At 71.3% G+C, this 11,641-nt stretch carries 13 protein-coding genes; 9 read left to right on the forward strand and 4 right to left on the reverse strand.

Translation table 11 applies throughout. The annotated features are described in order from the left end of the window. The first annotated feature begins 98 nt into the window (after positions 1-98). Together ACWEOZ_RS26415 and ACWEOZ_RS26420 are read left to right on the forward strand one after the other, a co-directional pair. Entirely contained in the window at positions 99-887 is a 789-nt protein-coding gene (locus tag ACWEOZ_RS26415; RefSeq protein WP_451913356.1) for a S1 family peptidase, read from the forward strand. A 130-nt stretch (positions 888-1,017) separates the two neighbouring features. Then, positions 1,018-1,230: a hypothetical protein gene (locus tag ACWEOZ_RS26420; RefSeq protein ID WP_451913357.1), complete on the forward strand. Its 213-nt coding sequence runs from the start codon at positions 1,018-1,020 to the stop codon at positions 1,228-1,230. 9 nt (positions 1,231-1,239) lie between these two features. On the opposite strand, the gene ACWEOZ_RS26425 is transcribed toward ACWEOZ_RS26420, so the two are convergent. Beyond that, on the reverse strand, positions 1,240-2,004 hold the full coding sequence (locus ACWEOZ_RS26425) for a class I SAM-dependent methyltransferase (RefSeq protein WP_451913358.1): 765 nt from the start codon (positions 2,002-2,004) through the stop codon (positions 1,240-1,242). Between the two features lie 14 nt (positions 2,005-2,018). After that, entirely contained in the window at positions 2,019-2,930 is a 912-nt protein-coding gene (locus ACWEOZ_RS26430; protein WP_451913359.1) for a DMT family transporter, read from the reverse strand. Between the two features lie 83 nt (positions 2,931-3,013). On the opposite strand from ACWEOZ_RS26430, the gene ACWEOZ_RS26435 reads away from it, so the two are divergent. The 4 genes from ACWEOZ_RS26435 to ACWEOZ_RS26450 all read left to right on the forward strand — a co-directional run bounded on the left by ACWEOZ_RS26435 (position 3,014) and on the right by ACWEOZ_RS26450 (position 7,333). Continuing rightward, a complete protein-coding gene (locus ACWEOZ_RS26435; RefSeq protein WP_451913360.1) occupies positions 3,014-3,910 on the forward strand; it encodes a LysR family transcriptional regulator in 897 nt (298 codons plus the stop codon). 104 nt (positions 3,911-4,014) lie between these two features. Further along, positions 4,015-4,998, forward strand: a complete 984-nt coding sequence (locus ACWEOZ_RS26440; protein ID WP_451913361.1) for an arabinan endo-1,5-alpha-L-arabinosidase — start codon at positions 4,015-4,017, stop codon at positions 4,996-4,998. A 248-nt stretch (positions 4,999-5,246) separates the two neighbouring features. Next, entirely contained in the window at positions 5,247-6,251 is a 1,005-nt protein-coding gene (locus ACWEOZ_RS26445; protein ID WP_451913362.1) for a pectate lyase family protein, read from the forward strand. Positions 6,252-6,322: 71 nt separating this feature from the next. Then, on the forward strand, positions 6,323-7,333 hold the full coding sequence (locus ACWEOZ_RS26450; protein WP_451913363.1) for a pectinesterase family protein: 1,011 nt from the start codon (positions 6,323-6,325) through the stop codon (positions 7,331-7,333). Positions 7,334-7,627: 294 nt separating this feature from the next. Here the strand turns inward: ACWEOZ_RS26450 and ACWEOZ_RS26455 are convergent, their stop codons facing one another. Beyond that, a complete protein-coding gene (locus ACWEOZ_RS26455; protein WP_451913364.1) occupies positions 7,628-8,704 on the reverse strand; it encodes a lytic polysaccharide monooxygenase auxiliary activity family 9 protein in 1,077 nt (358 codons plus the stop codon). A 258-nt stretch (positions 8,705-8,962) separates the two neighbouring features. Here ACWEOZ_RS26455 and ACWEOZ_RS26460 point away from each other — a divergent pair, with 258 nt between their 5' ends. From ACWEOZ_RS26460 to ACWEOZ_RS26470, 3 genes are read left to right on the forward strand one after another with little or no spacing between them, the layout of a single operon-like run. Continuing rightward, the gene (locus ACWEOZ_RS26460) at positions 8,963-9,646 is read left to right on the forward strand and encodes a DUF2064 domain-containing protein (protein ID WP_451913365.1); all 684 of its coding nucleotides are present in this window, start codon (positions 8,963-8,965) and stop codon (positions 9,644-9,646) included. 30 nt (positions 9,647-9,676) lie between these two features. After that, a complete protein-coding gene (locus ACWEOZ_RS26465; protein WP_451913366.1) occupies positions 9,677-10,558 on the forward strand; it encodes an LLM class F420-dependent oxidoreductase in 882 nt (293 codons plus the stop codon). A 48-nt stretch (positions 10,559-10,606) separates the two neighbouring features. Further along, positions 10,607-10,876 (forward strand): SCO0607 family lipoprotein, encoded by a 270-nt coding sequence (locus ACWEOZ_RS26470; protein WP_451913367.1) that lies wholly within the window; start codon positions 10,607-10,609, stop codon positions 10,874-10,876. 12 nt (positions 10,877-10,888) lie between these two features. On the opposite strand, the gene ACWEOZ_RS26475 is transcribed toward ACWEOZ_RS26470, so the two are convergent. Next, a complete protein-coding gene (locus ACWEOZ_RS26475; RefSeq protein ID WP_451913368.1) occupies positions 10,889-11,590 on the reverse strand; it encodes an SDR family oxidoreductase in 702 nt (233 codons plus the stop codon). Positions 11,591-11,641 lie beyond the last annotated feature (51 nt).

Genomic DNA, 11,641 nt, shown 5'->3' on the forward strand with positions numbered 1-11,641 from the left:
GCACGGACGCACCGGCCGGCCCGGTGCGGACGGGCGCTGCCGGACATCCGTACGCCGGCGGGGTTCACCCGGCGCGCGCGGGCCGTTAGGTTGGCCGGATGCGACGAACGAGATCGATCTTTGTCGGTGCCCTGCTCGCTCCCGTGGCCGCGCTGAGCCTCGTGCTGAGCACCGGTGGCGCCGCGACCGCGATCGCCAACGGCGAGCCCGTGCCGGACGGCAAGTACCGGTTCTCGGTCAAGCTGACCATGACCGGCATCCCCACCGCGACCGGTGGCCGCCGCAACAGCGCCTGCTCCGGTGCCCTCATCGCGCCGCAGTGGGTGATCACCGCCGGGCACTGCTTCCGGGACGCCAACAACGTGCGGGTCAACTACCCGGTCGCCGACCTGACCACCGCGACGGTGGGCCGCACGGATCTGACCGGCACCGGCGGGCATGAGCTGAAGGTCGTCGCGGTGATCCAGTCGCCGACCGCGGACGTCTCGCTGGCCCGGCTGGAGGAGCCGGTCCGCGACGTGCGGCCGCTGCGCGTCGGGCACCGGGCCCCGGAGATCGGCGCCGTCGTCCGGGTCACCGGCTACGGCTCCACCACGAGCACGAGCCCGGCGCCGGTGACCCGGCTCCGGACCGGGCAGATGACGGTGGTCTCGCTGAGCGATTCCGTGACCGGCCTGCAGGGGTACGCGCCCCAGCCCGACACCACGCCGTGCCCGTACGACTCCGGCGCCCCGTTCTTCGTGGAGCGCGGCAAGGCCCGCCCGGTGCTGGTCTCGGTGGTCAGCAACGGCCCGAGCTGCCCGCACACCTCGGTGGAGAACAGCGCCCGCACCGACAACATCGCCGGTTGGATCCGCGAGAGCATCCGTTCGGGCGGCGCCTCCTGACGATGTCCCGCGCGCCGGGGTGGATCGGGCGCCGGTGCCGCGGGGTTCTGCGATACCGTTTGGCGGTCGGCCGCCGCGTCGCCCGGGTCGGTGGCGACCCACGCGGCAGCCGTCAGCTCAGGGAGTCACGATGTCCGAGTCGAGTGCCGGTGCCGCAGCGAACGCCGGCGAGCCCGCCGAGCAGGAGCCCGAGGTGGAGGTCTTCGCCAACCGGGCCGAGCGCCGGGCCAAGGGCAAGAAGGGTTCCGGCGGCGGGGGCGAGGTCTTCAGCAAGGGTCAGCAGCCGGTCGGCCGCGGCTCGGTGCAGAGCCCCCGCCAGTACGGCAACCGTCGCAGCGGCTGATCCGGACTGTCACGCCACGGCGGTGACCGTGGCGTCCGCACCACCGCGCCAGAGCAGTCCGGCCTCGGTGAAGCCCGCCGTCCGCAGCGCCGTCAGGTGCCAGCCGGCCGGCGGGGTCCATTCCGAACTGCCGTGCGCCGCGGGATAGATCTTCTGCCGTTCGGCGTGCAGCGGCGCCAGCCGCGGGTCGGCGGCCACGCGCGCCCACCAGTCCCGCCACGACAGTGCCGCACCGGTCGCGTAGCGGGCCTCGCGTCGGCTGTCCGCCCTGGTGAGCAGCTGCTTCGTCAGCGCCGGCAGTCCCTCGTCGGGCATGTGGTCGGCGTTGGCGAAGATGCCGCCGGCCCGCAGCACGTCGTGCACCTCCGTGTAGAGCACGGTGAGCCGATCCGGCACGAGCCAGTGCAGCGCCGTCGCCGTGAGCACAGCGTCGTATTGCCGGTGCGGCAGTGCCTCGGTCCAGGACGGCTGATGGAGATCCGCGGCGATGATTCGCGCGCGGCCGTCGAGTGACGCCTCGGCCAGGGCCAGCAGCACCGGGTCCTGATCCACCACCGTGACCCGCGCCTGCGGGAAGCGCGCGAGGGTGCGCAAGGCGATCGTGCCCGTGCCGCCGGCCAGGTCGAGGACCTCGGGCCGGCCGTGCGGGGTGACCGCCTCCACGGCGTCGAGCATCGCCGTGATCCGGTGTTCCCGGTCCGGCAGGTACGCCTCCTGTTGCCGGTCCCAGCTCTCCTGCCACGCTTCCGCCACCCCGGCGAGGTAATGAGTCATGCCCGTCACGCTACTTACCGACGGACCCTCGGTCCAGACTTGTTGCCAAGAATGTGCAACAGTGCCGACGGCGGTAGCCGGGTCACCGCGACCCCGGCCAGGCACAGCGCGCCGCCGAGGAACGCCAGCGGGGCGGGTACCTCGCCGAGGACCAGCCAGGACAGCAGCACCGCGATGCCCGGGACCAGATAGGACGACGAGCTCAGCCCGCCCGCGCTCATCCGGTTGAGTGCGTACGCCCAGGTCGCGAAGGCGATCGCGGTGGGGAACAGGCCGAGATAGACGACGCCGAGCGTGGCGCTGCGCGGTGCGTCCCCGAGCTGGGCCAGCAGGTCTCCGGCGAAGGGCAGGCAGGCCACGGTGCCCGCCAGGCAGCCGAGCCAGGTCGCGGTGAACGGGTCCACGTCGCGCAGGGCCTGCTTCTGCAGCAGGACGCCGACCGCGTACAGGGCGGCGGCGCCGAGGGCCAGCAGGACGCCGATCGCGTCGTGCTGCCCGGTCGAGGTGGCGACGGCGATCGTGACCACGCCGGAGAAGGCGATCACCAGGCCGGTGACCAGGCCGCGGGGGAAGCCCTCCTTGAGGTAGACGCCGGCCAGCACCGCGATCAGGATCGGGCCGACGTTGACCACCAGGGCCGTCGTGCCGGCGTCGAGGTGGTGTTCCGCCGCGTTCAGCACCACCGCGTACAGGCCGAACCACAGCACGCCGTACCCGATGACCAGCAGCAGCGGACGCCCGCGGGGGAGACGCCGGGGCCGCATCGCGGCCACCAGGCTGAGCGCCGCCGAGCCGGCGGCGAGCCGGCCCAGCGCCATCGCGCCCGGGGTGTAATGGCCGCCGACGGAACGGATGACGATGAAGGCCGAGGCCCACAGGAGCATCGTGACGGCGGTGGCGAGCAGGGGCAGGCTGGGAGGGCGCATCACCCCAATCTGGCCGGGCCACCCGATTAAGCACAAGCAAGTGTTTCTACCGCACCGTTAAGCCCTGCTGTACGGTGACCACCATGCTGGACCTGCACCGACTGCGCATCTTCCGGGCCGTGGTGGCGAGCGGCTCGGTCAACGCCGCCGCGGCCAATCTCGGCTACACCCCGTCGGCGGTGAGTCAGCACGTCACCGCCCTGCAGCGGGAGACCGGCCTGGTCCTGCTGGCCCGCAGCGGCCGGGGGATCGAGCCCACCTCGGTCGGGCTCGCGCTGGCCGAGCAGATCGACGGGGCGCTGAGCCGGCTCGGCGACGTCGAGGCCTTCGTGGCCGATCTGCGCGACGGGCGCACCGGCTCGCTGTCCATGGCGTACTTCCCGTCGGTCGGTGCCGCCTGGCTGCCCGCCGTCGCCCGTACGCTGCTGCGGCGCTTCCCGGACATCCGGCTCGATCTGGAACTGCGCGACGACTTCGCCGCCGGTGCCGCCAAGCGCGTCGACATCCAGCTGCTGGTGGCCCCGCCGGACTTCACGGGCAGCCGGGACACCCGCGTGCACCACCTGCTGGACGACCCGTACGTGGTGGTCGTGCCGCCGGGTCACCCGCTGGCCGGGGCCGGCGCGGTGGAGCTGGCCCGGCTGTCCGGGGAGCGCTGGATCGACAACGATTTCGCCCGGGGCTGGTGCCGGGAGAACCTCATCGACGCCTGCCGGTCGGCCGGTTTCACCCCGCCGTTCCGGGTGGAGGCGCACGACTATCCGACCGCGCTGGCCTTCGTGGCGGCCGGCATCGGCGTCACGGTGCTACCGCGGCTCGGCGCCGCCGATCTGCCGGCCGGCCTGGTCGCGGTGCCGGTCACCGCCCCGGCGGTACGGCGCTCGATCCACGCTGTGGTGCAGACGTCGGTCGAGGCGACCCCGCCGGCGCAGTGCGTACTCGAGGAGTTACGCCGCTGCGCCCGCGCGGCGGCGGACTGACCTCATCTGCCGGAAACAGCCGGGACATCTTGACGCCACAGTTTGTTACCGTTCACACTGCGGCACGACATCGATCGATGTCATTGTCTGATCAGGGAGGTCCCATGCCCGAGATCCGCCGTCGCACATTGCGGCGCAGCCTGCTGGTGGGCGTGCTCGCGGGCGCTCTGGTGGCGCTGACGGGTGTCGCCAGCGCCGAAGCGGCCGACTATCCGAACCCGGGCGTCGTCACCGGCGACATCGGGGTGCACGACCCGTCGATCGTCAAGACGCCCGCAGGCGGCTATCTCGCCGCGTACACCGGGGACAACATCCAGCTGAAGACCTCTCCGGACCGGACCGCCTTCCGCAACGCGGGCGCTGTCTTCCCGAACGGGGCGAGCTGGACGACCACGTACACCGGGGGCAGCCGCAACCTCTGGGCGCCCGACATCTCGTACCGCAACGGCCGGTACTACCTGTACTACTCGGCCTCCACCTTCGGCTCGAACCGTTCGGCCATCTTCCTGGCGACCAGCACCACCGGCGCATCCGGGTCGTGGACGAACCAGGGTCTGGTGATCGAGTCGAACAGCGGTAACGACTACAACGCGATCGACCCCAACCTCACGGTGGACACCCAGGGCCGGTGGTGGCTGAACTTCGGCTCGTTCTGGTCCGGGATCAAGCAGGTCGCCCTGAACGCCTCGACAGGCAAGCGGTCGGACAGCACGATAAGGGCTCTGGCCGGCCGCGGCGGCGGTGCGATCGAGGCGCCGACCCTGGTGCGGCACGGTTCCTATTACTACCTCTGGGTGTCGTTCGACTTCTGCTGCCGGGGCGCGTCCAGCACGTACCGGATCATGGTCGGCCGGTCCGCCAGCGTCACCGGGCCCTTCGTGGACCGCAACGGCACCGCGATGACCGCCGGCGGCGGCACCCAGATGCTGGCCTCGCACGGCAGCATCCACGGACCGGGTCACCAGGCCGTCTTCACCGACACCGACAGTGACGTGCTGGTCTATCACTACTACGCGGACAACGGCGCGTCCCGGCTCGGCATCAACCTGATCGGTTACGACTCGGCCGGCTGGCCGTACGTGTACTGAGCCGAATGTCTGCAAACAACCTGCAAACACCTACGCCTTCACATTGACGTCCGTCTGTGTTGTTGTGGAATGGGTAAGCGCTTGCTTCGGGCAAAGCGGGCGCGGGAGCCGGTAACAGCCGCAGCAGCGTGACGCCCCGGCGATCCGGCCGGTGGCCCCGCTCGTGCCGGTCCGGACGGCACCTCATCTGTGTTCCTCACCCGCCGCGATCCATCGCGCGGCTCCTCACCGAGCGTCAAGGAGAAATCATGCGCAGCAACGTGCGCCGGCTCGTGCTCGGCTCCACCGCCGGCGCGGCCGCTCTCGCCCTCGTCACCGCCGGCATCACCATGACCGGCGCCGCCTCCGCCGCGGAGAACACCGCGGCCGCCGCCCCGCCCGGCACCCTGGCCGCCGTCACCGACCTGGTCGGCTGGGCCACCCAGAACGGCGGGACCACCGGCGGCGGCAGTGCCGCGACCACCACGGTGACCACCGCCTCGGCGCTGACCACGGCCGTCGGTTCCAGCTCGGCCGCGGTCATCCGCGTCTCCGGGACGATCTCCTGCTCCGGCATGCTGCGGGTGCGGTCGAACAAGACCATCATCGGCAACGCCGGCGCCACGATCGCGGGCTGCGGCCTCAACGTCAGCGGCGATCGCAATGTGATCATCCGCAACATCACGTTCCGGGACTGGAACGACGACGCGATCAACGTGCAGACCTCGGCCACCAACATCTGGGTCGACCACAACACCTTCACCAACGGCTACGACGGTGCGGTCGACATCAAGCGCGGCTCCGACTTCGTCACGGTGTCCTGGAACCGGGTCTACAACCACAACAAGTCGATGCTGCTGGGCCACAGCGACGACAACGCCGCGCAGGACACCGGCCACCTGCGGGTGACCTACCACCACAACTGGTTCGACGCGTCGACCCAGCGGCACCCGCGAGTGCGCTTCGGCAACCCGGTGCACGTCTACAACAACTACTACCGCAACAACAGCGGCTACGGCGTGGCCTCCACCGAGGGTGCCGGCGTGCTGGTCGAGAACAACTCGTTCGAGGGTGTCTCCGACCCGTTCCACCTGGGTGAGGGTGACTCCGGCCCGGGCACGCTGGTCGCCCGGGGCAACCTGCTCGTCTCCTCGGGCTCCGGCCGGACCGGCGGCAGCGTCAAGGCCATCCCGTACGGCTACACGGCCGACGCCGCCGGCAACGTGAAGTCCATCGTGACCGGCAACGCCGGCGCGGGTCGTATCTCGCTCTGACCCGGTGCGTGCCCGGCCTCCCGCTCCCGGGAGGCCGGGCACCCCGTGTCCACCCCCCGACAGGAGCTCCCATGATCCATCGCAAGCTGCTCGCCACCGGCCTGGCCGGGCTGGCCGCCCTGACCGGCACCCTGGCCGGCGTCACGAGTGCGCAGGCCGCACTCGCGATCACCGTGGCGGCCGACGGTTCCGGCACCGTGCGCACGGTGCAGGCCGCCGTCGACCTGGTCCCGGCCGGCAACTCGAGCACCGCCACGATCACCATCAAGAAAGGCACGTACGCCGGCCGGGTCGTGGTGCCGTCGAACAAGCCGAACATCGTCTTCACCGGCGCCACGGGTGTCGCCACCGACGTCGTCATCACGGCCAGCCGGCCGCAGAACACCGACGGGACCGAGGGCAGCGCCACGGTGCTGCTCGGGGCCAAGGACATCGAGATGCGCCACCTGACGGTCCGCAACGACTACAACGAGAGCGCCAACGGGGCCTCGCAGGCACTGGCGCTCTACGTCAAGGCCGACCGGGCCAAGTTCCGCAACATGCGGCTGATCGGTGATCAGGACACCCTGCTGGTGCACGGCACGGTGCGGGCGTACTTCTACAAAAGCTATGTCGAGGGGGACGTCGATTTCATCTACGGCAGCGGCACTTCGGTCTTCGACAACTGCGAGATCTTCTCGTCGACGCGCAATCAGTCGAACAACGGCTATGTGACCGCCTCGGCGACCCCGGGTGCGCGTACCTACGGCATATTGATCGTCAATTCCCGGCTGACGAGTGACGCGGCCGCCGGAACGGTGTATCTCGGCCGGCCCTGGCATCCCGGCGGCGACACCTCGGCCGATCCGCAGGTGTTGATCCGGAATTCGTCGCTGGGCGCGCACATCCGTACGGCTCAGCCGTGGACCGACATGAGCGGCTTCTCGTGGCGGGACGCGCGGCTGTCGGAATACCGCAACACCGGCGCCGGCGCGACGGTGAACAGCAACCGGCCGCAGCTCTCTGACGCGGCCGCGGCGAACTACACGGCCCAGAAGTACCTGGCCGGGACCGACGGGTGGAACCCCGTGGTCACCGGCTGAGGACTGCGGCCGGACCAGCACGAGAGCCCGCGGCGGAGGGAACGCCGGCGCGGGCTCTCGTCGTGCCGGAAATCAGGGAACAACCCAGGGGACAACGCGAAACGGGGGATGAGGAGGGCGCCTCATCCCCCGTCCAGTTTCGCTTTCGGACGGTTCTTGGTCGGTGCGGGAGCCGGGCCAGTGAATGGTCTTGCCGGGTCACCTCCAGGGAGAGGGAAGGAAGGGGGTTGGGAGCGCTCCCATTGACAACTGTAACTGCCTTGCGGGTCGGGTGGAAGGTCCTTAAGGAATTGCTCAGACTGTGGCGCGACAGGTTGCCGTCGGGACCGCACCGGACCCCGAGGCGATGAATCCGAACGTCGTACTCGCGCCGGCTGCCAATGCGCCGTTGTATCCGGCATTCGTGGCGGTCACCGTGCTGCCACTGGCCGAGACGGTGGCATTCCAACCCTGCTGGATCGTCTGGGCACCGGGGTACGCCAGCGTGACGGTCCAGCCCTTGACGGCTGCGGTGCCGGCGGTCACCTTGACCTCGCCCTGGTAGCCGCCCTGCCACGAGGAGCTCACGGCGTAGGTGGCCGAGCAGGCACCGGTCGCCGGCGGGGCCGGGGTGGTGGGCGCCGCCGTGGCCGACGGGGAGACGGGCGGGGTGCTGGCCGGCGGGGTGGCCGGCGGCGTGCTGGTGCCGCCGAAGGCCACGTCACTGCAGAAGTAGTACGACTGGTCCGCGTGGCTCGCCTGCCAGATGGTGTAGACCATGGCCCGCCCGGTGCGCCCGGACAACGCCACCGGCAGGTCGATCTGCACGCCGCCGGTGACCGCGTTCCACCGGGCGGCCGGGGTGTTGCCGATCTGGCTGACCAGCTCCAGGTCGGACCATTTCAGGGCGGTGGTGACCGGGTTGAAACCGGGCTTGGTGACATACACCCGGATGTAGTCGGCGCCGTGGCTGGCGCCGTCGAACAGCCGTACGTTGAAGGTGTTGCCGACCGAGGTGGGCGTCCAGTCACCGACGACGTCCAGCGAGTTGTAGCGGCCACCCTGGGTGTGCCCGCCACTGCACAGCTGGCCGTCGGGGATGGCGGCCTGGTGGTTGCCGGCGACGCCCTCGCGGAAGAGGCCGTTCCAGTTCCACATGGTGTTCGGGTCGGTCTGCCAGGCCTGCCAGCACATCGGGTCGGCGGTGGCCATCGCCGGGTCCTGGAACTTGCTGCCCCAGCGTTCGTAACAGCCGTAGTTGCGCGACGCCGGTCCGGTGACGTTGCCGTGCGCGGCGGCGGGCCCGGCCGGGAGGACGACCGCGGCCAGGGTGGCCACGACGATCCCGACGAGACCGCTGATCAGGATGCGGATTCGTAGCGAAGAGGACATGAGGGCTCAGCACTCCGTGAGAAAAAGGCCCGGGAAAAGGGCATGGGTCTTGAGGGGTACGGCGGGAACTGCCCACGGCTCCCGCCCGCCACCGGCCCGGTGGGGTGCGCGCCCAGCCTCGCCGACCGATCGGGAGGTGTCAATGCATCCATTCGCTGAAGAAAGTTGGCCGAACGCGGCAACCTTCCCGGCCTGGTCCGCCACTGTGCAGATGGGCGCGGCGTCCGCCGCCGTCCGGGGCTGTCGAATGGATGGGTGATGACTCGACCTAGTGCGCCGTACGCCGGCCGGCCGTCCCGGCGGACCCGGGACACGTCGGTGGTCGGGCGGCGACCCGTCGGCGGCCGGGTTCATCCGTGCCGGCCGCGACAGCTCCCGGTGCTGCGGCAGTGCAGCGTGCAGGTGGTCTCCGATCTGTGCGGGCCCGCGTCCCGGCTGGACCGGCCCTGGACCGCGGTGCAGGCCGCGATGATCGCCGCCGCGGCCACCGCCGACACGATGCGGGCCGTGCGCGCGATGCCGGGCTGGCCGATCGAGATCGGACCGCTGGCCTACGCCTTCGCGCCCCGGGCCGATCAGCCCGGCACCGGCGCGCTGCTCGTCTCGCCCCAGGTGCCCCAGCTCAGCGCCGCTCTGCTGACCGACGCGGCCGAGCTGCTGAGCGAGTTCGACGCGGTGCTCGGCCCCACCTCCGGCGCCGGCTGGTGGGCGTTCGGCCTGCGCGAGCCCGCCCACGGCGCCGCGCTGCGGACCATGCCCGGAGCGCTCAGCAGCGCGGGCGCTCTGACGGTCGCGGCCCTGCGCCTCGGTTTGCGCGTCGCCATGCTGCCCACCCTGCGCGAGCTGGGCACCGGCGCCGACGTGCCGGTGGTCGCCGGGCACTGCCCGGCCGGCAGCGAGTTCGCCGTGACGGTCGCCCATCTGAGCCGGGGACGCGGCTGAGCCGGCCGCAAGATCAGGTACGTTGCCGGTATGAGCGTGCGTTTCGGAGTGTTCGTCCCGCAGGGCTGGAAGATGGACCTGGTCGAGATCGCCGACCCGGTCGAGCAGTACGAGGCGATGACCGCGGTGGCCAGGGCGGCCGACGCCGGTCCGTGGGACTCGGTGTGGGTGTACGACCACTTCCACACCGTGCCGGAGCCGACCATCAACACGACGTTCGAGTGCTGGACGGTCACCTCGACGCTGGCCCGCGACACCAGCCGGATCAACATCGGCCAGATGGTCGGCTGCAACGGCTACCGCCAGCCCTCGCTCTACGCCAAGATCGCCTCCACCGTGGACGTGGCCAGCCACGGCCGGCTCTACGCCGGGCTCGGCGCCGGCTGGTACGAGCACGAGTGGAAGGCGTACGGCTACCAGTGGCGCGAGGTGCCGCAGCGGATGGGCGAGTTCCGTGAGGCCGTCGAGATCGTGCACAAGATGTGGACCGAGGAGCGGCCCGTCTTCACCGGCCGGCACTACTCGATCGACCAGCCGATCAACGAGCCCAAGGGCGTCCGCAAGCCGCACCCGTCGTTCTGGCTGGGCGGCGGCGGCGAGAAGGTCACCCTCAAGCTGGTCGCGCAGTACGCCGACGCCTGCAACGTGGGCGGCGGTGACCCGGAGCTCATCCGGCACAAGCTCGGCGTGCTGCGCGGGCACTGCGACGACCTGGGCCGCGACTACGACCGGATCATCAAGTCGACCGGCTTCGAGCTCAAGCTCGACGAGCCGGTGGCCGAGACGATCGGCCGGCTGGAGCGCATCGCCGAGGCCGGCGCCGACTACGTGATCGTCTACGTGCCCCGGGTGGCGTACGACCACGAGCCGATGCTGCGCTTCGCGAGCGAGGTCATCCCGCAGTTCAGCTGAGTACGCGTACGGATTTCCCGGGCGGCCGTGCCCGGAAAGACTGACGGCATGCGGAAGACACTGACGGTCCTGATACTCGCCACCACCCTGTCGGCCGGAGGCTGCACGTTCGCGGACGCGATCTGCGGCTCCGGCGACTATCCCGTCAAGGCCGTGGGCACGACCACCGGGCAGGACTGCGTGCCCGAGGGCCAGGAGCCGCCGGCGGGCTACGTGCGCTACCCGGAGGGCAAGGTGCCCGAGCACGTCGGTGACAAGTGGGACGAGTACTGGAGCAAGGTGGTGGTCGACGAGCAGGGCAACGTCGTCTCCGGCTGACGGCGTGCCCGCTCAGCGCACGGTGTCGGCCAGGAACTGTTCCCACGTGCGCAGGCCCACGGCCCGGTCCGGGGCGAGGTTGGCGCCGGCCCGGATCGCCCGGTACGCCCCGCCGACCCCCGGCACCGCCACGATGGGCCGCCGCCGGCCGGTCGCGCGCAGGTAGCCGCGGACCAGGTCGGCCATCGGGTGGATCCGCGGCCCGGCCAGGTCCGGCACCAGCCCGGCCGGCTCGCCCAGAGCCAGCTCGACGAGCCGGGCCGCCACCTCGCCGGCGTCCACCGGCTGGAAGCGGACGCCGGCCGGCACCGGGACCAGGGGGAGCCGGACCAGTTGCCGGGCCGCCAGCAGGGTCAGGTCGTGGAACTGGGTCGCCCGCAGCGTGGTCCAGGGCAGCCCCGAGCCGGCCACGACCTCCTCGGCCGCCCGCTTGGCCGCGAAGTAGCCGAACATCGCCCGGTCGGCGGCGCTGACCACCGGCACCCGCTCGGCCCCGACAACCGAGATGAACACCAGGTGCTGTGCGCCGGCTCGGCGCGCCGCGCGTACCAGGGTCCGGGCCTTGTGCTCGTCGCCCTTGGCGCTGCCCGCGCAGTGCAGGATCGTCGTGACCCCGTCCACGGCGGCGTCGACGCCCGCGCCGGTGGCCAGGTCGCCGGCGCGGTATTCGGTGGCCTCGGTGGTTTCCCGCGGGTGGCGGCTCAGCACCCGCACGGAGTGCCCGGCCTCGAGCAGCAGCGGCCGGACGAGGCGGCCCAGCGTGCC

The organism is Actinoplanes sp. NPDC004185 (assembly GCF_053603475.1).

Bases quoted from the DNA above. Each gene is read 5' to 3' on its own strand.
- ACWEOZ_RS26455 (WP_451913364.1), bottom strand. From the start codon at position 8,704: ATGTCCTCTTCGCTACGAATCCGCATCCTGATCAGCGGTCTCGTCGGG.
- ACWEOZ_RS26435 (WP_451913360.1), top strand. From the start codon at position 3,014: ATGCTGGACCTGCACCGACTGCGCATCTTCCGGGCCGTGGTGGCGAGC.
- ACWEOZ_RS26470 (WP_451913367.1), top strand. From the start codon at position 10,607: ATGCGGAAGACACTGACGGTCCTGATACTCGCCACCACCCTGTCGGCC.
- ACWEOZ_RS26445 (WP_451913362.1), top strand. From the start codon at position 5,247: ATGCGCAGCAACGTGCGCCGGCTCGTGCTCGGCTCCACCGCCGGCGCG.
- ACWEOZ_RS26450 (WP_451913363.1), top strand. From the start codon at position 6,323: ATGATCCATCGCAAGCTGCTCGCCACCGGCCTGGCCGGGCTGGCCGCC.
- ACWEOZ_RS26460 (WP_451913365.1), top strand. From the start codon at position 8,963: ATGACTCGACCTAGTGCGCCGTACGCCGGCCGGCCGTCCCGGCGGACC.
- ACWEOZ_RS26430 (WP_451913359.1), bottom strand. From the start codon at position 2,930: ATGCGCCCTCCCAGCCTGCCCCTGCTCGCCACCGCCGTCACGATGCTC.
- ACWEOZ_RS26420 (WP_451913357.1), top strand. From the start codon at position 1,018: ATGTCCGAGTCGAGTGCCGGTGCCGCAGCGAACGCCGGCGAGCCCGCC.
- ACWEOZ_RS26415 (WP_451913356.1), top strand. From the start codon at position 99: ATGCGACGAACGAGATCGATCTTTGTCGGTGCCCTGCTCGCTCCCGTG.
- ACWEOZ_RS26425 (WP_451913358.1), bottom strand. From the start codon at position 2,004: ATGACTCATTACCTCGCCGGGGTGGCGGAAGCGTGGCAGGAGAGCTGG.
- ACWEOZ_RS26440 (WP_451913361.1), top strand. From the start codon at position 4,015: ATGCCCGAGATCCGCCGTCGCACATTGCGGCGCAGCCTGCTGGTGGGC.
- ACWEOZ_RS26465 (WP_451913366.1), top strand. From the start codon at position 9,677: ATGAGCGTGCGTTTCGGAGTGTTCGTCCCGCAGGGCTGGAAGATGGAC.